Here is a 19,251-nt window from a genome sequence, read left to right as displayed (position 1 = left end):
GGGCCCTGTTGCCGTTCACACTCAGCCACGCGGCGGCCGTACTGCCCGCCATCCGCCGGGACGGCGGTGGCCGGGGCCGGCTGGTGCCCTCGGTGCTCGTCGCGGGGGCCTTCGCACCCGATGTCACCTACTACGCGGCGAGCGTCCGGCGGGACGCGATGGAGTTCGGGACGGTCACGCACTCCCTGCCGGGGGTGGCCGGCGTGGACGTCCTGATCGCCTGGGCGCTGGTGGGGCTGTGGCTGTTCGTGCGGGAGCCGCTGGTGGCGCTGCTCCCCCGGGCCCGCCAGGGGCGGGGGGCCGCTCTGCTGCGCTGCGGGGCGCCACGGGCGCGCCTACGGGCCGACCGGGTGCTGCGGGGATATGTCTCGGCGGTGCTCGGCGCGCTGACGCACGTCGTGTGGGACGCGTTCACGCACCACGACCGGTGGGGGTCGCGGCTGGTCCCGGGGCTCGGCGGGGTGGTGGCGGGCCTGCCGCGGTACACGTGGCTGCAGTACGGCTCGTCCGCGGTGGCGGCCGTGGTGATCGCCGTGTTCCTGGTGGGGGCGCTGCGGCGGGCGCCCGCCGGGGAGCCGGCGGGGGTGCCCGCGCTGTCGGTACGGGACCGGTGGTGGGCGGCGGCCGCGATCGGGGTCTGTGCGCTGGCGGGGGCGGTGCAGCGGGCGGTGCGCTGGTGGGCGTACTGGGGTGCGTCCGTGCGGCCGCTGGACCTGGTGCCGACGCTGTGTTTCGGGGCCGGGGCCGGGCTGCTGCTCGGAGTGCTGCTGTACGCGGCCGGGGTCAGGGTGTGGCGTCCGGTCCGGGTTCCGGGCGGTCCTGGTGGGGTGGTCGGTGCGGGCCGGGACCGGTCGGCGGCTCGGTGAGGGCGGCGACGAAGACGGTGAGGGTGCGTCTGGGGCGGGTCCGGGGGATCGCGGTGAGCAGCAGCGCCAGGTAGGCGCGGGCGAGGTCCGCCCAGCCGCGCCGGTCGGCGGCGCGGCGGAGACGGGCGCCCGGACGGCGCAGCAGGCCGGCCGCGGCTCCGCGGAAGGCGGCGGCCCGGTCGAGGGGGATGCGGGCGGTGCTTGCGCCGGCCGCGAGGGCCGGGACCGGCGAGGCGGCCGCGGCCGGGCCGGAGGCGCTGCCGGCCTCGGCCCGGGTGCCGCCTCGTACCTCGGGCGTCCGGCGGTGGAGCATGCGTATACCCATGCCCGCAGTGTTGCGGCTGCGGGCAGGGGGGTGCGTTCTGGCGGGGTCCACGTGAGTGAAGGACCCCGCCGGGGTTCCGCCGGACAGGGGTGCCGGCGCCGGTGCGGTGCCCGGGGAGGGACGCGGTGCGCGTGTCACCGCGTCCCCTTGCGGGCACCGGGGCCGGCGGGGGCCGGGGTTCCTCCTGCTCGTGGAGGGGGCCGGTCGGGCGTCAGTGCGCCGCCGACTCCCAGTCCCGGCCCACGCCCACCGAGACGTCGAGCGGGGCGCGCAGCCGGACGGCGCCGGCCATCTCCCGGCGGACGAGTTCCTCGGTGGCCGCGCGCTCGCCGGGGGCGATCTCCAGCACGATTTCGTCGTGCACCTGCAGGAGCAGGCGGGACTTCAGGTCCGCCTCGCGCAGGGCCCGGTGGACGTTGAGCATGGCGATCTTGACGATGTCGGCCGCCGTGCCCTGGATGGGGGCGTTGAGGGCCATGCGTTCGGCGGCCTCGCGGCGCTGGCGGTTGTCGCTGTTGAGGTCGGGGAGGTAGCGGCGGCGTCCGAAGAGGGTCGCCGTGTAGCCCGTGGCCCGTGCTTCGTCGACGACCCGGCGCAGGTAGTCGCGGACGCCGCCGAAGCGCTCGAAGTAGGTGTCCATCAGGCCGCGGGCCTCGGCCGCCTCGATGTTCAGCTGCTGGGAGAGGCCGAAGGCGGACAGTCCGTAGGCCAGGCCGTACGACATGGCCTTGATCTTGCGGCGCATCTCCGCGTCGACCGCGTCCCGCCCGACCGAGAAGACCTGGGAGGCGACCGTGGTGTGCAGGTCCTCGCCGGTGGTGAACGCCTCGATCAGGCCCTCGTCCTCGGAGAGGTGGGCCATGACGCGCAGCTCGATCTGGCTGTAGTCGGCGGTCATCAGGGACTCGAAGCCCTCGCCGACCACGAAGCCGCGGCGGATCGCCCGGCCCTCGTCGGTGCGGACCGGGATGTTCTGCAGGTTGGGGTCGGTGGACGACAGCCGTCCGGTCGCGGCCACCGTCTGGTTGAACGTGGTGTGGATGCGGCCGTCGGCGGCGATGGTCTTGATCAGGCCCTCGACGGTGACGCGCAGCTTCGCCTGCTCGCGGTGCCGGAGCATGATCACCGGCAGTTCGTTGTCGGTCTGGGTGGCGAGCCAGGCCAGGGCGTCGGCGTCGGTGGTGTATCCGGTCTTGGTCTTCTTCGTCTTCGGCAGGGCCAGTTCACCGAAGAGGACTTCCTGGAGCTGCTTGGGCGAGCCGAGGTTGAACTCGCGGCCGGCGGCGGCGTGGGCCTCCTTCACGGCCTGCTGCACGGCGCCCGCGAACGTCTGCTCCATCGCCTCGAGGTGGGCGCGGTCGGCCGCGATGCCGTCGCGTTCCATGCGGGCGAGCAGGGCGGAGGTGGGCAGCTCCATGTCCCGCAGCAGGTCGGCGGCGCCGACCTCCTCGAGACGGCCCTCGAAGGCCTCTCCCAGGTCGAGGACGGCGCGGGCCTGGATCATCAGGGCCTCCGCCTCGGCGCCCTCGTCCGCGCCGAACGCGAGCTGGCCGTCGGCCGCGGCGGCGGGGGCCAGCTCGCGGTGCAGGTACTCCAGGGACAGCGCGTCCAGGTCGAAGGAGCGGCGGCCCGGCTTGACCAGGTACGCGGCGAGCGCGGTGTCCATCGCGACTCCCTCGACGCGCCAGCCGTGCTCGGCGAGGACCCGCATGGCGCCCTTGGCGTTGTGGAACACCTTCGGGCGGCCTGCGTCGGCGAGCCAGCCGGCGAAGGCCCGCTCGTCGGCCTCGTCCAGCTCGGCCGGGTCGAACCAGGCGGCCGCTCCCCCGGCCGCGGCGAGGGCGACCTCGGCGACCGAGCCGGTGCCCAGCGCCCACGTGTCGACCGTGGCGACGCCGAGGGTCCCGGTGCCGTGCCCGGCGAGCCAGCCGGCCAGCTCACCGGTGCGCAGGATGGTGCCGTCCAGCTCCACGCCCTGCGCCGCGACCGGCGTGGTCTCGGCCTCCTCGGCGCCGGGGTCGACGGCGAAGAGCCGCTCGCGCAGTGACGGGTTGCGGATCTCCAGGGTGTCCAGGACCATCGCGACGGTCTTGCGGTCGTACGGCGCCCGCTCCAGGTCGGTGACCGTCCTCGGCAGCTCGACCTGGCGCTCCAGCTCGGTGAGCAGCCGGTTGAGCTTGACCGACTCCAGGTGGTCGCGCAGGTTCTGGCCCGCCTTGCCCTTGACCTCCTCGACGCGCTCGACCAGCTCCGCGAACGAGCCGAACTGGTTGATCCACTTCGCGGCGGTCTTCTCGCCGACGCCGGGGATGCCGGGGAGGTTGTCGGACGGGTCGCCGCGCAGGGCGGCGAAGTCCGGGTACTGGGCGGGCGTCAATCCGTACTTCTCGAAGACCTTCTCCGGGGTGAACCGGGTCAGCTCAGAGACGCCCTTCGTCGGGTACAGCACGGTCGTGTGCTCGGTGACGAGCTGGAAGGAGTCGCGGTCGCCGGTGACGATCAGCACCTCGAAGCCCTCGGCCTCGGCCTGGGTGGCGAGGGTGGCGATGACGTCGTCCGCCTCGAAGCCCTCGACGGCGAAGCGCTGCGCGTTCATCGCGTCGAGCAGCTCGCCGATCAGCTCGACCTGCCCCTTGAACTCGTCGGGGGTCTTCGAGCGGTTCGCCTTGTACTCGGTGAACCGCTCGGAGCGCCAGGTCTTGCGGGAGACGTCGAAGGCCACCGCGAAGTGCGTGGGCGCCTCGTCACGCAGGGTGTTGGCCAGCATCGACGCGAAGCCGTAGATCGCGTTCGTCGGCTGGCCCGTCGCGGTGGTGAAGTTCTCCGCGGGCAGCGCGAAGAACGCGCGGTAGGCCAGCGAGTGCCCGTCCATGAGCATCAGCCGGGGACGGCCGCCGGGGTTGCTGTCGGTCTTCTTCGATGCTGTCTCTGCCACGTCCCCGATCCTGCCACGCCCCACCGACAGCCGGGACCGGCCCGCTGCGCGGCGGGCCCCGGAGCGGGCCCGCGCCGCCGTCGCGGGCGGCGGCCGGGCGGCGGGCGCGCACCGGCACGCCCGCCCCGGCCGCCTGTCGGTGCCCCGTGGGAGGATCGGTGGCGTACGTCTCACACGCAGTCGAAGGGGAGCGGGCGATGGCGACGAAGCCGCCCAAGGGTGATCCGGTCCAGGACGCGCCGCAGGTCACGGAGCCCAAACACGCGGCGGCGGGCCTGCCGGCCATCGGCCACACCCTGCGCATCGCCCAGCAGCAGATGGGTGTGCGGCGCACCGCGCTGACCCTGCTGCGCGTGAACCAGAAGGACGGCTTCGACTGCCCGGGCTGCGCCTGGCCGGAGCCGGACCACCGGCACAAGGCGGAGTTCTGCGAGAACGGCGCCAAGGCGGTGGCCGAGGAGGCCACCCTGCGCCGGGTCACCCCGGAGTTCTTCGCCGCGCACCCGGTCGCCGACCTCGCCGGGCGCAGCGGGTACTGGCTGGGCCAGCAGGGCCGGCTCACCCACCCCATGTACCTCGCCGAGGACGGCACGCACTACGAGCCGGTCGCCTGGGAACGCGCCTTCGACATCATCGCCGAGGAGATCTCCGCCCTCGCCTCCCCCGACGAGGCGGTCTTCTACACCTCCGGCCGCACCAGCAACGAGGCCGCGTTCCTCTACCAGCTCTTCGCGCGCGAGCTGGGCACCAACAACCTGCCGGACTGCTCCAACATGTGCCACGAGTCGTCCGGCTCGGCCCTGTCGGAGACCATCGGCATCGGCAAGGGCAGCGTCCTGCTGGAGGATTTGTACCGGGCCGACCTGATCATCGTGGCCGGGCAGAACCCCGGGACGAACCACCCGCGCATGCTCTCCGCGCTGGAGAAGGCCAAGGCGAACGGCGCGCGGATCATCAGCGTCAACCCGCTGCCCGAGGCCGGCCTGGAGCGGTTCAAGAACCCGCAGACCCCGCAGGGCATGCTGAAGGGCGCCGCGCTGACCGATCTGTTCCTGCAGATCCGCATCGGCGGCGACCAGGCCCTGTTCCGCCTCCTCAACAAGCTGATCCTCGACACCGAGGGCGCGGTCGACGAGGAGTTCGTGGCGGACCACACGCACGGGTACGAGGAGTTCGCCGAGGCCGCCCGCGCCGCCGACTGGGACGGGACACTCGCGGCCACCGGTCTCACGCGCGCGGAGATCGAGCAGGCCCTCGGCATGGTCCTCGCCTCGCGGCGGACCATCGTCTGCTGGGCCATGGGCCTCACCCAGCACAAGCACTCCGTGCCGACCATCCGCGAGGTCGTCAACTTCCTTCTGCTGCGTGGCAACATCGGACGTCCCGGTGCGGGCGTGTGCCCGGTGCGCGGCCACTCCAACGTGCAGGGCGACCGCACGATGGGCATCTTCGAACGGCCCGCCCCGGCCTTCCTGGACGCGCTGGAGAAGGAGTTCGGGTTCGCGCCGCCCCGCGAGCACGGCTTCGACGTCGTGCGGGCCATCCGCGCGCTGCGCGACGGCGAGGCGAAGGTGTTCTTCGCCATGGGCGGCAACTTCGTCTCCGCCTCACCCGACACGGAGGTCACCGAGGCGGCCATGCGGCGCGCGCGGCTGACCGTGCACGTGTCGACCAAGCTGAACCGCTCGCACGTGGTCACGGGCGCGCGTGCCCTGATCCTGCCGACGCTGGGCCGTACCGAGCGCGATCTGCGGGGCGGCGACGAGCAGTTCGTGACCGTCGAGGACTCCATGGGCATGGTGCACGCCTCGCGCGGCCGTCTGGAGCCGGCGAGCCGGCACCTGCTGTCCGAGCCGGCGATCGTGTGCCGGCTGGCGCGCCGGGTGCTCGGCGCGGACACCAAGGTGCCCTGGGAGGAGTTCGAGAAGGACTACGCGACGATCCGCGACCGCATCGCGCGCGTGATCCCCGGCTTCGAGGACTTCAACGCGCGGGTGGCCCGCCCCGGCGGCTTCGCCCTGCCCCACGCGCCGCGCGACGAACGCCGCTTCCCGACCGCGACCGGCAAGGCGAACTTCACCGCGGCCCCCGTGGAGTACCCGGAACTCCCCGCCGGCCGGCTGCTGTTGCAGACGCTGCGCTCCCACGACCAGTACAACACCACCATCTACGGCCTGGACGACCGCTACCGGGGCATCACGGGCGGCCGCCGCGTGGTGCTGGTGAACCCCGAGGACGCGCGCGCCCTGGGGATCGCCGACGGGTCGTACGTCGACCTGGTGAGCGAGTGGCGGGACGGCGTGGAGCGGCGGGCGCCCGGCTTCCGCGTCGTGCACTACCCGACGGCCCGGGGCTGCGCCGCTTCCTACTACCCGGAGACCAACGTGCTGGTGCCGCTGGACGCCACGGCCGACACCAGCAACACCCCGGCCAGCAAGTCCGTCGTGGTCCGGCTGGAACACACCCTGGGGGACGCGGTGGGGAGCGGTGCGGGTGACCGCCGCCCGCAGGTCCGCCCGGAAGGCCGTCTGGAACAATCGGCGACCGACTGAGCGTTTGCTCAGCCACGTGACAGCTGTACGAGAACGGAGCCGCGCCCATGGGTGAGCAGCAGCAGGTGAGATTCCCGCAGGAGGTCGTCGACGAGTACGCCGCGCTCGGCGTCGACCTGCCCGCACTGTTCTCCGCGGGCCACCTCGGGACCCGCATGGGCGTGCAGATCCTGGAGGCGTCGGCGGAGCGGGTCGTCGGCACCATGCCGGTCGAGGGCAACACCCAGCCGTACGGGCTGCTGCACGGCGGCGCGTCCGCGGTGCTGGCGGAGACCCTGGGCTCGGTCGGCTCCATGCTGCACGGCGGGAGCTCGAAGATCGCGGTCGGCGTCGACCTCAACTGCACCCACCACCGCGGCGCCCGCTCGGGCCTGGTGACCGGCGTGGCGACGCCCGTGCACCGGGGGCGCTCCACGGCGACGTACGAGATCGTCATCAGCGACGACGAGGGACGCCGGGTCTGCACCGCCCGGCTGACGTGCCTGCTGCGCGACGTCCGCAAGGGCGACGAGGCGCACGTGCCGAACACCGGCGCCTGACCGCTGCCCGGCGGGGCCACCGAGGCCCCGCCGGCCCCCTTTCCCCACCCGGCGACCGCGATGCGAGACCGCGTCACCGCCCCATCGCCGCGCCCGAGTTGACGGCCCGGCAGGCCCGCGGGCCCGTGTGCTCGCCCCGGACGGATCCGCGCCCTCACCGCCGAGCACGTCCGGATACCGCCGCACCGCGCCGCGCACCCCTCTTCCGGACAAAGGGACGCTCTCCCCGCAAGATCACCACAACCCTCCCCATGGGCGGAATGCGGATAAGCGTCGAAGCCGTCGGGCTCCTTTCCTCCGCAGTAACTCTATGTAATACGCGCGCAATCCAGATTCTCGGTTTCGGCCATCGCGCCCACCGGTCCCAGGACCGCGCAGCAGCCCCGAAAGTCGCCTGCAGCAACAGAGTTGCGTAATTACCAAAACCGTCGAGACGCCTGAACGCGCCGAGACGGTCCTGCGGGTTCTCAGAATGTGGACGGGGCGAATCGACCTGAATTCATGCGTTCCCCCCACGCCGCACCGCTCTGCATTACCCCGTGTCATAACAAGAGCGTCACAGCCTTGGGCAAGCACTCCTCCACGTTGTCCACACACGCTTAGAGTCACGGCCAGTCACCGCTCCATCGGGAGTTCGGTACCGGCGCGGCACCCAAGACCCCACCACACGGGGCGAACGTGCCTGCGGAAAGGATCGATTGTGCGACAGCGTTCTCTGGTGATTCTTACCTCCGTTCTGACCACCGGAGCTCTGACCCTCACCGCCTGCGGCTCCCGCAATGACGACAGCAAGGGCGGCGACAGCGGCAACGTGACGGTCACGATCGGCGTCGACGCCCCGCTGACCGGCCAGAACTCCGCGACCGGTCTCGGCATCCAGTACGGCGCCCAGATCGCCGTCGACGACGCCAACAAGAACAAGACCGTCCCCGGCGTCACCTTCAAGATCAAGGCACTGGACGACAAGGCGATCCCGGCCACCGGCCAGCAGAACGCCTCCCAGCTCGTCGCCGAGAAGGACGTCCTCGGCGTCGTCGGCCCGCTCAACTCCGGCGTGGCCACCCAGATGCAGCAGACCCTCGCCTCGGCCAACCTCGTGGAGATCTCCCCCTCCAACACCGCGCCCGAGCTGACCCAGGGCAAGAACTGGCAGACCAGCAAGTCCCGCCCGTTCAAGTCCTACTTCCGCACGGCCACCACCGACGCCCTCCAGGGCGCCTTCGCCGCCGACTACGCGTACAACGGCCTCAAGAAGAAGAAGGCCTTCGTCGTCGACGACAAGCAGACCTACGGCGCCGGCCTCTCCAAGATCTTCAAGGCCCAGTTCGCCAAGCAGGGCGGCAAGGTCGTCGGCACCGACCACGTCAACACCGGTGACCGCGACTTCTCCACCCTCGCCACCAAGATCAAGAACTCGGGCGCCGACATCCTCTACTACGGCGGCCAGTACGACGAGTCCCAGGTGCTGACCAAGCAGCTCAAGGACGCCGGCGCCAAGATCCCGCTGTTCGGCGGCGACGGCATGTTCACCCCGACCTACATCAAGACCGCCGGCAAGGCCGCCGAGGGCGACCTCGTCACCTCCATCGGCGTCCCCGTCGACACCCTGCCCGCCGCCAAGGACTTCGTGGCCGCCTACAAGGCCAAGAAGTACCCCGGCGACTACGGCACCTACGGCTCCTACGCCTACGACGCCACCACCGCCATCATCAAGGCCGTCGGCCAGGTCGTGAAGGACGGCAAGGTGCCCTCCGACGCCCGCCAGCAGGTCGTCGACGCCGTCCAGAAGAGCTCCTTCGACGGCATCTCCGGCAAGATCTCGTTCGACGAGTTCGGCGACACCACCAACAAGCAGCTGACCGTCTACAAGGTCACCAACGGCGAGTGGAAGTCCGCCAAGAGCGGCGTCGCCAACCCGAAGTAGTCCAGCCGGACACTCCGCACCACCAGGGCCGCGCGGCGCAGACCACCGTCACCGCGCGGCCCGCCTTCTACGCCCCCCTCGACTCTCCCCACCACATGGAGGCCATGCGGTGAACACCCTGCCGCAGCAGCTGGCCAACGGGCTGTTCCTCGGCTCGATGTACGGGCTGATCGCCATCGGCTACACGATGGTGTACGGCATCGTCCAGCTCATCAACTTCGCCCACGGCGAGATCTTCATGACCGGAGGCTTCGGCGCACTCACGGTCTACCTCGTCCTGCCGGACGGCATATCCATGTGGATAGCCCTGCCGGCGATGCTCATCGGCGGCGCACTGGTCGCCGTGCTCATCGCCGTCGGCGCCGAGCGCTTCGCCTACCGCCCCCTGCGCGGCGCACCACGCCTCGCACCACTCATCACCGCCATCGGCCTGTCCCTCGCCCTGCAGCAGGCGGTCTTCAACTGGTACCCCGACGCCAAGTCGGCCCGGGTCTTCCCGCAGCTGCCCTTCGGCCCCCTGCACCTAGGCTCCGTGACCGTACAGAGCGGCGACGTCTTCCTCATCATCGCCGCCCCGCTGTGCATGGCCGTCCTCGCCTTCTTCGTCCGGCTCTCCCGCACCGGCCGCGCCATGCAGGCCACCGCCCAGGACCCGGACACCGCACAGCTCATGGGCATCGACACCAACCGCATCATCGTCATCGCCTTCGCCATCGGCGGCTTCTTCGCCGCCGTCGCCGGCCTCTCCTACGGCCTCAAGTACGGCTCCGTCTCCTACGACATGGGCTTCATCGCCGGCCTCAAGGCATTCACCGCGGCCGTCCTCGGCGGCATCGGCAACATCTACGGCGCCATGCTCGGCGGCCTCGTCCTCGGCCTCGCCGAAGCCATGGCCACCGCCTACATCGCCGACATCCCCGGCATGCAGCAGCTCGGCGGAGGCGGCTGGGCCGCCGTCTGGGCCTTCGTCCTCCTCATCCTCGTACTCCTCTTCAGACCACAAGGCCTGCTCGGCGAGCGCGTCGCGGACAGGGCGTGAGCACCATGACCGACACCACCACCAAAGCACCGGCCACGGCCACGCACGGACCCGTCCCGCTGCCGCCCGCCGCGGCCCGCCTGCTCATCGCCACCGGCGCCGTGGGCACCATCGCCAGCACCTTCCTGAGCTGGACCTGGACCCCCGCGTTCCCCGGCGACCTCACCGTCTACGGCTACCCCGCGGGCCTGCAGATCCTCGCCCTCGTCGCCGGTGCCCTCACACTGCTGTTCGCCCTCACCCTGTGGAACACCAAGGGCCTGCGCTGGCTCAACCCCGCCGGCGCCACCTCCCCCGTCTTCCTCACCGCCCTGTCGGCGTTCACCGTCTGCTGGTTCACCGGCATCGCCATCGCCGTCGACCTCAGCGGCCTGGTCAACCTCGACCCCGGCGCCTACGTCGCCATGGCCGCCTCCGCACTCCCCGTCATCGGCGCCCTCGCCCTGCCGCACCCCGCCCCCGGCACCGGCCTGCGCGGCTACCTCACCAAGCCCCAGCAGCCCCGCCCCGGCACCCTGTCCCCGCTCCTCGAGCGCGGCATCATCACCGCCGGCACCGCCATCGCCCTCATCGCCTTCACCTACGGCATCGGCATCGACAACGACGCGAGCGAAACCTTCATCGGCTTCCTCCTCCTCGTCATCTTCGCCGCCTGGGGCCTGATGCACACCGGCCTCGTCGACCGCTACGCGACCATGGCCGCACAGCACAAGGGCTTCGCCTCCACCCTCGCCTTCCTCGCCGCCGTCATCTTCCCCTTCACCCAGAGCGACGACCACAACGCCAACGTCGGCGTCAACATCCTCATCTTCGCCACCGTCGCCCTCGGCCTGAACATCGTCGTCGGCCTCACCGGCCTCCTCGACCTCGGCTACGTCGCCTTCCTCGGCGTCGGCGCCTACGCCGCGGCCCTCGTCTCCGGCTCCGAGTACTCCCGCTTCTCCGGAGTCCACTTCCCCTTCTGGGCCGCCGCCCTCACCGGCATGGCCGCCTCGCTCGTCTTCGGCGTCCTCATCGGCGCCCCCACCCTGCGACTGCGCGGCGACTACCTGGCCATCGTCACCCTCGGCTTCGGAGAGATCTTCCGCATCACCGTCAACAACCTCGACGGCGACTCCGGACCCGACATCACCCGCGGCCCCAACGGCATCACCCAGATCCCCGACCTGGACATCCTCGGGTTCAAATTCGGCGAAGCACACCAGATCGCCGGGTTCACACTCGGCCGCTTCGCCAACTACCTCTTCCTGATGCTCATCGTCACGGCCATCGTCGTACTCGTCTTCACCCGCGCCGCCGACTCCCGCATCGGCCGCTCCTGGATCGCCATCCGCGAGGACGAGACCGCCGCCACCGCCATGGGCATCAACGGCTTCCGCGTCAAGCTGATCGCCTTCGCCCTCGGCGCCTCCCTCGCCGGCCTCGCGGGCACCGTGATGGCCCACGTCAACTACAGCGTCAACCCCCAGCCCTACCAGTTCGCCGGCGCCGCCCCGCCCAACTCGGCCTTCCTCCTCGCCGCAGTCGTCCTCGGCGGCATGGGCACCGTCAGCGGCCCCCTCCTCGGCGCCAGCGTCCTCTACCTGGTCCCCGAGAAGCTCCAGTTCCTGCAGAACTACGAACTGCTCGCCTTCGGCATCGCCCTGGTCCTGCTGATGCGCTTCCGGCCGGAAGGCATCATCGCCAACCGCCGCCGCCAGCTCGAATTCCACGAAATCGGCCAACTCGACGTCCCCGAACAGAGAACGCTCACCGACGAACCGGCCGCCACCAAGGCAGGGGCGTAAAGAACCATGACGACACCCGTACTCGAAGCCCGTGACGTCACCATGCGCTTCGGCGGCCTCACCGCCGTCCGATCCGTCGACTTCACCGTCAACAGCGGCGAGATCGTCGGCCTGATCGGCCCCAACGGCGCCGGCAAGACCACGTTCTTCAACTGCCTCACCGGCCTGTACGTCCCCACCGAGGGCACCGTCGCCTTCAAGGGCAAGGTGCTCCCGCCCAAACCCCACCTGGTCACCCAGGCGGGCATCGCCCGGACCTTCCAGAACATCAGGCTCTTCGCCAACATGACCGTCCTGGAGAACGTCCTCGTCGGCCGCCACACCCGCACCAAGGAAGGCCTCTGGTCCGCCCTCCTGCGCGGCCCCGGCTTCCGCAAGGCCGAAAAGGAGTCCGAGGCCAAGGCCATGGAACTCCTCGAGTTCGTCGGCCTCGCCGCCAAGCGCGACCACCTCGCCCGCAACCTGCCCTACGGCGAACAGCGCAAGCTGGAGATCGCCCGGGCACTCGCCAGCGAACCCGGCCTGCTGCTCCTCGACGAGCCGACGGCCGGCATGAACCCGCAGGAGACCCGGACCACCGAGGAACTGGTCTTCGCCATCCGGGACAAGGGCATCGCCGTCCTCGTCATCGAGCACGACATGCGCTTCATCTTCAACCTCTGCGACCGCGTCGCCGTCCTCGTCCAGGGCGAGAAGCTCGTCGAGGGCACCTCCGACGTCGTCCAGGCCGACGACCGCGTCGTCGCCGCCTACCTCGGCGAACCCTTCGAGGGCGACCCCGGCCAGGCCGAGGCCGCCGAGGTCGAGGCAGCCGAGGCCGCCGCCGACACCGCGCCCCCGGCCCCGAAGACCGACGCCGAGCCCGAGCCCCAGGCCGCACAGGCCGACACCGAGCCCGAGCCCGCGCCGGACGACACCACCGGCGCCGACGACACCGCACCCGCCGACACCGGCACCACCGGCGACACGGAGAGCGACAGCGCGGAGAGCACCAGCACCACCAAGGGAGAGGCCCAGTGACCGCACTGCTGGAGGTCGAAGACCTCAGGGTCGCCTACGGCAAGATCGAAGCCGTCAAGGGCATCTCGTTCAGCGTCGAAGCCGGCCAGGTCGTCACCCTCATCGGCACCAACGGCGCCGGCAAGACGACCACCCTGCGCACCCTCTCCGGACTGCTCAAGCCCAGCTCCGGAAAGATCCTCTTCGACGGCAAACCACTCACCGGCGTACCGGCGCACAAGATCGTCTCCCTCGGACTCGCCCACTCCCCCGAGGGCCGGCACATCTTCCCGCGCCTCACCATCGCCGAGAACCTCCAGCTCGGCGCCTTCCTCCGCAAGGACAAGGAAGGCATCGAGAAGGACATCCAGCGCGCCTACGACCTCTTCCCCATCCTCGGGGAACGCAGGAAGCAGGCCGCCGGCACCCTCTCCGGCGGTGAGCAGCAGATGCTCGCCATGGGCCGGGCCCTGATGTCCCAGCCCAAGCTGCTGATGCTCGACGAACCCTCCATGGGCCTCTCGCCGATCATGATGCAGAAGATCATGGCGACCATCGTCGAGCTGAAGGCCTCCGGCACCACGATCCTGCTCGTCGAGCAGAACGCCCAGGCGGCGCTCTCCCTCGCCGACCAGGGCCACGTCATGGAGGTCGGCAGCATCGTCCTCTCCGGCACCGGACAGGACCTGCTGCACGACGAGTCCGTCCGCAAGGCGTACCTCGGCGAGGACTGAAACCCGCCGCGGACCGCTCGTACGACGAGGCCCGCGCCCCCTTCTCCGGGGCGCGGGCCTCGTCCTGTGCGCGGGGGGGGTCAGCCCTTCTTCGCGGACTTCTTCTCGTCGTTGTCCGCGATGACCGCCTCGGCGACCTGCTGCATCGAAAGACGCCGGTCCATCGAGGTCTTCTGGATCCAGCGGAACGCGGCCGGCTCGGTCAGCCCGTACTCCGTCTGCAGGATGGACTTCGCGCGGTCCACCAGCTTGCGCGTCTCCAGCCGCTGGGTGAGGTCCTCGACCTCCTTCTCCAGCTCCCGCAGCTCGGTGAACCGGGACACGGCCATCTCGATCGCCGGGACGACGTCGCTCTTGCTGAACGGCTTCACCAGGTAGGCCATGGCACCGGCGTCCCGGGCCCGCTCCACCAGGTCGCGCTGCGAGAACGCGGTCAGCATCAGGACCGGGGCGATGGACTCCTCGGCGATCTTCTCGGCCGCGGAGATGCCGTCCAGCTTGGGCATCTTCACATCGAGGATCACCAGGTCCGGGCGGTGCTCGCGGGCCAGTTCGACGGCCTGCTCGCCGTCCCCGGCCTCACCGACGACGGTGTACCCCTCCTCCTCCAGCATCTCCTTGAGGTCGAGCCGGATCAGGGCCTCGTCCTCGGCGATGACGACACGGGTCGTCAGCGGAGGCACGTGCGACTTGTCGTCGTCGGGCGCGTCTACGGGCTGGGGCGACTCGGGGGCGGTCACTCGGGCTCCTTGGTACGAGGCAGGTCGGTACTGCTGACAAGAGCCTACCCAGCTGCGGTAAGGTGGTCAGGCAGCGGGTCGAGGTAAACCTTCGATTCACCGGGCCCCGGTAGCCCAATTGGCAGCAGGCAATGGATTCAAAACCCATACAGTGTCGGTTCGAGTCCGACCCGGGGCACTTTTCCTTCGATTCGAAGGTCACCATTCAGAAGCGGATTTCCGCATTCTCGTGAACCTCCGCCCTTTCTCTGCGTGTCGCCGCGACCACCTTCGCAGAGTGTCCGCATGTACGACGTCAGCACACGTAAGCAGGCCCTCGCGCTCGTCGCGCAGGGATGCAGCCTGAATTCGGTGAGCCGCGAGACCGGCATCTCGCGCGCTGCGATCCGTTCCTGGCAGGACCGCCTCGAGCCACTGCCCCGCATGACGACTCCCGACCCCGGTCCGCCATCCGACGATCGGGCCTACGGGTACCTACTGGGTCTCTATCTGGGCGACGGGTGCATCAGCCCGCACCCACGCAGCGGCTACTACCTCAGGATCGCGTGCGCCGACGCATGGCCCGGACTCATGCGGTTGTGCCGCGAGGCCATCACACGCGTGCGCCCGGGCGTCGGCATCCACACTCTCCAGAAGCAGGGCTACGCCATGGTCACCAGCTACTCCCCGCACTGGCCCCGCCTGTTTCCCCAGCACGGCCCCGGCAAGAAGCACGAACGGCCGATCGTCCTCGCTCCCTGGCAACAGGAGATCGTCGACGCTCACCCCTGGGACTTCATTCGGGGCCTCATCCACTCCGACGGCTGCCGTATCACCAACTGGACGACCAGACTTGTCGACGGTGAGCGCAAACGCTACGAATACCCGCGCTACTTCTTCACCAACTTGTCCGAGGACATCGTGCGGCTCTTCACTGATGCCCTGGAACGCGTCCACGTGGAGTGGAAACGGGCGAACAACCGGAACATCTCCGTAGCCCGCAAAGCCTCCGTAGCCCTGATGGACGCCCACGTCGGCCCCAAGCACTGAGCACCCGCTACTTGGGGCTGTCGTCCTCGCCGATGTGGTGCACCCGGACCATGTTGGTCGCGCCGGGGACGCCGGGGGGTGAGCCGGCCGTGATGACCACGAGGTCGCCCTTGTCGCAGCGGCCGTACCGCAGGAGGAGTTCGTCCACCTGGGCGACCATGGCGTCCGTGGAGCCGGCCTCCGGGCCGAGGAAGGTCTCCACGCCCCAGGTGAGGCTGAGCTGGGAACGGGTGGCCGGCTCGGGGGTGAAGGCCATCAGGGGGATCGGCGAGCGGTAGCGGGAGAGCCGGCGGGCGGTGTCCCCGGACTGGGTGAACGCGACGAGGAACTTCGCGCCGAGGAAGTCGCCCATCTCGGCGGCGGCGCGGGCGACGGCTCCGCCCTGGGTGCGGGGCTTGTTGCGTTCGGTGAGCGGGGGCAGGCCCCTGGCGAGGAGGTCCTCCTCGGCGGCTTCCACGATCTTGGCCATGGTCCGCACGGTCTCGATGGGGTATTTGCCGACGCTGGTCTCGCCGGAGAGCATCACGGCGTCGGTGCCGTCGATGACGGCGTTGGCGACGTCGGAGGCCTCTGCGCGGGTGGGGCGGGCGTTGTCGATCATCGAGTCGAGCATCTGGGTGGCGACGATGACGGGTTTGGCGTTGCGCCGGGCGAGTTTGATGGCGCGCTTCTGGACGATGGGGACCTGTTCGAGGGGCATTTCGACGCCGAGGTCGCCGCGGGCGACCATGATGCCGTCGAAGGAGGCGACGATGTCGTCGATGTTGTCGACGGCCTGGGGTTTTTCGACCTTGGCGATGAGGGGGAGGCGGCGGCCTTCCTCGTCCATGATGCGGTGGACGTCGTGGGCGTCCTTGCCGCTGCGGACGAAGGAGAGGGCGACGACGTCGAAGCCGGTGCGCAGGGCCCAGCGCAGGTCGTCCTCGTCCTTTTTGGAGAGGGCGGGTACGGAGACGGCGACGCCGGGGAGGTTGAGGCCCTTGTGGTCGGAGATGATGCCGCCTTCGGCGACTCGGGTGTGGACCTCGGGGCCGTCGACGGCGGTGACTTCGAGGCTGACCTTGCCGTCGTCGACGAGGATGCGTTCGCCGGGGGTGACGTCGGTGGCGAGGCCGGCGTAGGTGGTGCCGCAGGTGTGGCGGTCGCCTTCGACGCCTTCTTCGACGGTGATGGTGAAGATGTCGCCGCGTTCAAGGAGTACGGGGCCTTCACTGAATCGGCCGAGACGGATCTTCGGGCCTTGAAGGTCGGCGAGGATTCCGACGCTGCGGCCGGTTTCGTCGGCGGCTTTTCGTACGTGCTGGTATCGCACCTCGTGCTCGGTCTGGGTGCCGTGGCTGAGGTTGAATCGGGCGACGTCCATTCCGGCTTCGACGAGTGCCTTGATCTGGTCGTACGAGTCGGTGGCGGGGCCCAGAGTACAGACGATCTTTGCTCGGCGCATACTTCGACCCTAGGCCTTACCCGCGGGTAGTGAATCCGGGGTTCATGACTGCTCAACAACCGTTGGGTAAAGGGTTATTGACAAGTGTTGAATTGTGCGACGGCCCGCTCTTTTGAGCGAAATCTTCACGTCGTGGGTTTTCGGTCTTCAGACTTGCGGGGGCCGCATCGTGAATTGGGCGCTGAACTGGGCGCCGACGCGCAGGCGCGGGGGTTCGAGGTCGAGGGGCTGGGCGGGTTCGTCCGGATGGGCGTGTGCGGTCCGGCGTCCGCCGCGTCGGCGGTGAAGTCGGTGAGTCCGGCGGTGAGGTGGACCCGGACGTGGTGGCTGCGTTCGCGTTCACCGCGGCCGTGGGGGGTGAGGTCGCCGGTGGGGTCATACGTCCCACTGTGTCATGCGGTTTCCGCTTCGGCGGCTGGAGTTGGGGCTTGAGGTCACCAGATCGAAACCGAATGGACCTGTTGTTGTCGGTCATGCCCGGGTCAGAATCTACGCGCGTTGTTGGCCGTTTCCCCGAGGAGACCGAGAGATGCCGTTGAACCGCCGGAAGTTCCTGAAGAAGTCCGCCGTGACCGGGGCGGGGGTGGCGATCGCCGGCGCGGGGGCGGCTCCGGCGGCCCAGGCCGCGGAGGCGAAGGGGCCGGGGAAGCAGGCGAAGCGGTACTCCCTGACCGTCATGGGCACCACGGACCTGCACGGTCATGTCTTCAACTGGGACTACTTCAAGGACGCGGAGTACTCCGACAAGGCGGGCAACGCGCAGGGTCTGGCGCGTATCTCGACGCTGGTCGAGGGGATCCGCGAGGAGAAGGGCCGCTGCAACACGCTGCTGCTGGACGCCGGTGACACGATCCAGGGCACTCCGCTGACGTACTACTACGCGAAGGTGGACCCGATCACCGCCAAGGGCGGTCCGGTGCACCCGATGGCGCAGGCGATGAACGCGATCGGGTACGACGCGGCGGCGCTCGGCAATCACGAGTTCAACTACGGCATCGAGACGCTGCGGAAGTTCGAGGACCAGCTGGACTTTCCGCTGCTGGGCGCCAACGCGGTGGACGCGAAGACGCTGAGGCCGGCCTTCCCGCCCTACTTCATGAAGAAGTTCCATGTGCCGGGCGCGCCGCCGGTGAAGGTGGCGGTGCTGGGGCTGACCAATCCGGGTATCGCGATCTGGGACAAGGCGTATGTGCAGGGCAAGCTGGCGTTCCCGGGTCTGGAGGAGCAGGCTGCGAAGTGGGTGCCGAAGCTGAGGGCGATGGGCGCGGATGTGGTCGTGGTGTCGGCGCATTCGGGTACGTCGGGTAATTCGTCGTACGGTGACCAGTTGCCGTATGTGGAGGACGCGGCGGCGAATGTGGCGCGGCAGGTGCCGGGGATCGACGCGATCCTGGTGGGGCACGCGCATCTGGAGATTCCGGAGCTGAAGGTCGTCAATGAGCAGAGCGGCCGGGCGGTGGTGCTGTCGGAGCCGCTGTGTTTCGCGGAGCGGCTGAGTGTCTTCGACATCGAGCTGGTGTTCGGCAAGGGCAGGTGGGAGGTGGAGTCGGTCTCCGCTTCGCTGCGTGACTCGAAGACGGTCGCGGACGACCCGCGGATCACCAGGCTGCTGAAGGACGAGCACGACAAGGTCGTGGCGTACGTCAACCAGGTGGTGGGCCGGGCGACGCAGACCCTGACGACGGTCGAGGCTCGTTACAAGGACGCCCCGATCATCGATCTGATCACCAAGGTCCAGGAGGACGTGGTGAAGGGTGCGCTGGCGGGCACGGAGTACGCCTCGCTGCCGGTGATCGCGCAGGCGTCGCCGTTCTCGCGGACGTCTCAGATCCCGGCCGGTGATGTGACGATCCGGGATCTGTCGGGTCTGTACGTGTATGACAACACGCTGGTCGCGAAGCTGATGACGGGCGCGCAGGTGCGGGCGTACCTGGAGTACTCGGCGGGGTACTTCGTGCAGACGGCGGCGGGCACGGTGGTCGACGTGGACAAGCTGACGAACGCGGGTGGCCGTCCGGACTACAACTACGACTACGTGTCGGGTCTGTCGTACGACATCGACGTAGCGCAGCCGGCGGGTTCGCGGATCAGGAACCTGACGTTCGGTGGTGCGGCGCTGGACGACGCGCAGCAGTTCGTGCTGGCGGTGAACAACTACCGTGCCAACGGCGGTGGCGCTTTCCCGCACGTGGCCGCGGCGAAGGAGCTGTGGTCGGAGTCGACGGAGATCCGTACCCGGATCGCGGAGTGGGTGACGGCGAAGGGTGTGCTGGACCCGAAGGACTTCGCGTCGGTGGACTGGCGGCTGACGCGGGACGGTACTCCGGTGTTCTGATCT

General features: G+C 69.8%; 14 protein-coding genes and 1 tRNA gene. 11 read left to right on the top strand and 4 right to left on the bottom strand.

Translation table 11 applies throughout. The features are described 5' to 3' along the window. The first annotated feature begins 8 nt into the window (after positions 1 to 8). Complete coding sequence (locus tag ACZ6B1_RS23095; RefSeq protein WP_468781152.1) at positions 9 to 866, top strand: DUF4184 family protein; 858 nt, start codon at positions 9 to 11, stop codon at positions 864 to 866. Here the strand turns inward: ACZ6B1_RS23095 and ACZ6B1_RS23090 are convergent. Together ACZ6B1_RS23090 and polA are read right to left on the bottom strand one after the other, a co-directional pair. Further along, positions 784 to 1,191: a hypothetical protein gene (locus tag ACZ6B1_RS23090; protein WP_468781150.1), complete on the bottom strand. Its 408-nt coding sequence runs from the start codon at positions 1,189 to 1,191 to the stop codon at positions 784 to 786. The genes ACZ6B1_RS23095 and ACZ6B1_RS23090 overlap by 83 nt on opposite strands. Before the next feature lie 211 nt (positions 1,192 to 1,402). Next, the gene (gene polA / locus ACZ6B1_RS23085) at positions 1,403 to 4,126 is read right to left on the bottom strand and encodes a DNA polymerase I (protein WP_468781148.1); all 2,724 of its coding nucleotides are present in this window, start codon (positions 4,124 to 4,126) and stop codon (positions 1,403 to 1,405) included. 197 nt (positions 4,127 to 4,323) lie between these two features. Here polA and ACZ6B1_RS23080 point away from each other — a divergent pair, with 197 nt between their 5' ends. The 7 genes from ACZ6B1_RS23080 (at position 4,324) to ACZ6B1_RS23050 (ending at position 13,700) form a co-directional block, all read left to right on the top strand. Then, on the top strand, positions 4,324 to 6,678 hold the full coding sequence (locus tag ACZ6B1_RS23080; protein WP_468781146.1) for an FdhF/YdeP family oxidoreductase: 2,355 nt from the start codon (positions 4,324 to 4,326) through the stop codon (positions 6,676 to 6,678). Positions 6,679 to 6,725: 47 nt separating this feature from the next. After that, positions 6,726 to 7,217 (top strand): PaaI family thioesterase, encoded by a 492-nt coding sequence (locus tag ACZ6B1_RS23075; RefSeq protein ID WP_468781144.1) that lies wholly within the window; start codon positions 6,726 to 6,728, stop codon positions 7,215 to 7,217. A 715-nt stretch (positions 7,218 to 7,932) separates the two neighbouring features. Continuing rightward, positions 7,933 to 9,141, top strand: coding sequence for a branched-chain amino acid ABC transporter substrate-binding protein (locus tag ACZ6B1_RS23070; protein ID WP_468781564.1), 1,209 nt, complete (start codon positions 7,933 to 7,935; stop codon positions 9,139 to 9,141). A 109-nt stretch (positions 9,142 to 9,250) separates the two neighbouring features. Next, positions 9,251 to 10,180: a branched-chain amino acid ABC transporter permease gene (locus ACZ6B1_RS23065; RefSeq protein WP_401130762.1), complete on the top strand. Its 930-nt coding sequence runs from the start codon at positions 9,251 to 9,253 to the stop codon at positions 10,178 to 10,180. Positions 10,181 to 10,185: 5 nt separating this feature from the next. Then, positions 10,186 to 11,967: a branched-chain amino acid ABC transporter permease gene (locus ACZ6B1_RS23060; protein WP_468781563.1), complete on the top strand. Its 1,782-nt coding sequence runs from the start codon at positions 10,186 to 10,188 to the stop codon at positions 11,965 to 11,967. Between the two features lie 6 nt (positions 11,968 to 11,973). Next, a complete protein-coding gene (locus ACZ6B1_RS23055) occupies positions 11,974 to 12,987 on the top strand; it encodes an ABC transporter ATP-binding protein (protein ID WP_468781142.1) in 1,014 nt (337 codons plus the stop codon). Next, complete coding sequence (locus ACZ6B1_RS23050; RefSeq protein ID WP_358931208.1) at positions 12,984 to 13,700, top strand: ABC transporter ATP-binding protein; 717 nt, start codon at positions 12,984 to 12,986, stop codon at positions 13,698 to 13,700. The genes ACZ6B1_RS23055 and ACZ6B1_RS23050 overlap by 4 nt, the downstream gene beginning before the upstream one ends. Positions 13,701 to 13,780: 80 nt before the next feature. Here ACZ6B1_RS23050 and ACZ6B1_RS23045 read toward each other — a convergent pair whose 3' ends face one another. Beyond that, positions 13,781 to 14,440 carry an ANTAR domain-containing response regulator gene (locus ACZ6B1_RS23045; RefSeq protein ID WP_468781139.1) on the bottom strand — a complete coding sequence of 220 codons (660 nt, stop codon included), beginning with the start codon at positions 14,438 to 14,440 and terminating at the stop codon, positions 13,781 to 13,783. Between the two features lie 103 nt (positions 14,441 to 14,543). On the opposite strand from ACZ6B1_RS23045, the gene ACZ6B1_RS23040 reads away from it, so the two are divergent. Then, positions 14,544 to 14,618: transfer RNA gene (locus ACZ6B1_RS23040), tRNA-Leu, on the top strand. 107 nt (positions 14,619 to 14,725) lie between these two features. Continuing rightward, complete coding sequence (locus ACZ6B1_RS23035; RefSeq protein WP_468781137.1) at positions 14,726 to 15,469, top strand: helix-turn-helix domain-containing protein; 744 nt, start codon at positions 14,726 to 14,728, stop codon at positions 15,467 to 15,469. 7 nt (positions 15,470 to 15,476) lie between these two features. Here the strand turns inward: ACZ6B1_RS23035 and pyk are convergent, their stop codons facing one another. Further along, on the bottom strand, positions 15,477 to 16,913 hold the full coding sequence (pyk, locus tag ACZ6B1_RS23030; RefSeq protein ID WP_468781135.1) for a pyruvate kinase: 1,437 nt from the start codon (positions 16,911 to 16,913) through the stop codon (positions 15,477 to 15,479). 529 nt (positions 16,914 to 17,442) lie between these two features. On the opposite strand from pyk, the gene ACZ6B1_RS23025 reads away from it, so the two are divergent. Further along, positions 17,443 to 19,248 (top strand): bifunctional metallophosphatase/5'-nucleotidase, encoded by a 1,806-nt coding sequence (locus tag ACZ6B1_RS23025; protein ID WP_468781133.1) that lies wholly within the window; start codon positions 17,443 to 17,445, stop codon positions 19,246 to 19,248. The last annotated feature ends 3 nt before the right edge of the window (positions 19,249 to 19,251 follow it).

The sequence above is a fragment of the Streptomyces sp. NPDC041129 genome, assembly GCF_055592265.1.
Note: the sequence above shows the minus strand (reverse complement) of the source record. Positions and strands in the feature narration are given on the sequence as shown.

What these genes read in the sequence shown, in the direction of transcription:
- ACZ6B1_RS23080 (WP_468781146.1), top strand. Translation starts at nt 4,324, where the DNA reads ATGGCGACGAAGCCGCCCAAGGGTGATCCGGTCCAGGACGCGCCGCAG.
- ACZ6B1_RS23055 (WP_468781142.1), top strand. Translation starts at nt 11,974, where the DNA reads ATGACGACACCCGTACTCGAAGCCCGTGACGTCACCATGCGCTTCGGC.
- ACZ6B1_RS23090 (WP_468781150.1), bottom strand. Translation starts at nt 1,191, where the DNA reads ATGGGTATACGCATGCTCCACCGCCGGACGCCCGAGGTACGAGGCGGC.
- ACZ6B1_RS23035 (WP_468781137.1), top strand. Translation starts at nt 14,726, where the DNA reads ATGTACGACGTCAGCACACGTAAGCAGGCCCTCGCGCTCGTCGCGCAG.
- pyk (WP_468781135.1), bottom strand. Translation starts at nt 16,913, where the DNA reads ATGCGCCGAGCAAAGATCGTCTGTACTCTGGGCCCCGCCACCGACTCG.
- ACZ6B1_RS23060 (WP_468781563.1), top strand. Translation starts at nt 10,186, where the DNA reads ATGACCGACACCACCACCAAAGCACCGGCCACGGCCACGCACGGACCC.
- ACZ6B1_RS23025 (WP_468781133.1), top strand. Translation starts at nt 17,443, where the DNA reads ATGCCGTTGAACCGCCGGAAGTTCCTGAAGAAGTCCGCCGTGACCGGG.
- ACZ6B1_RS23075 (WP_468781144.1), top strand. Translation starts at nt 6,726, where the DNA reads ATGGGTGAGCAGCAGCAGGTGAGATTCCCGCAGGAGGTCGTCGACGAG.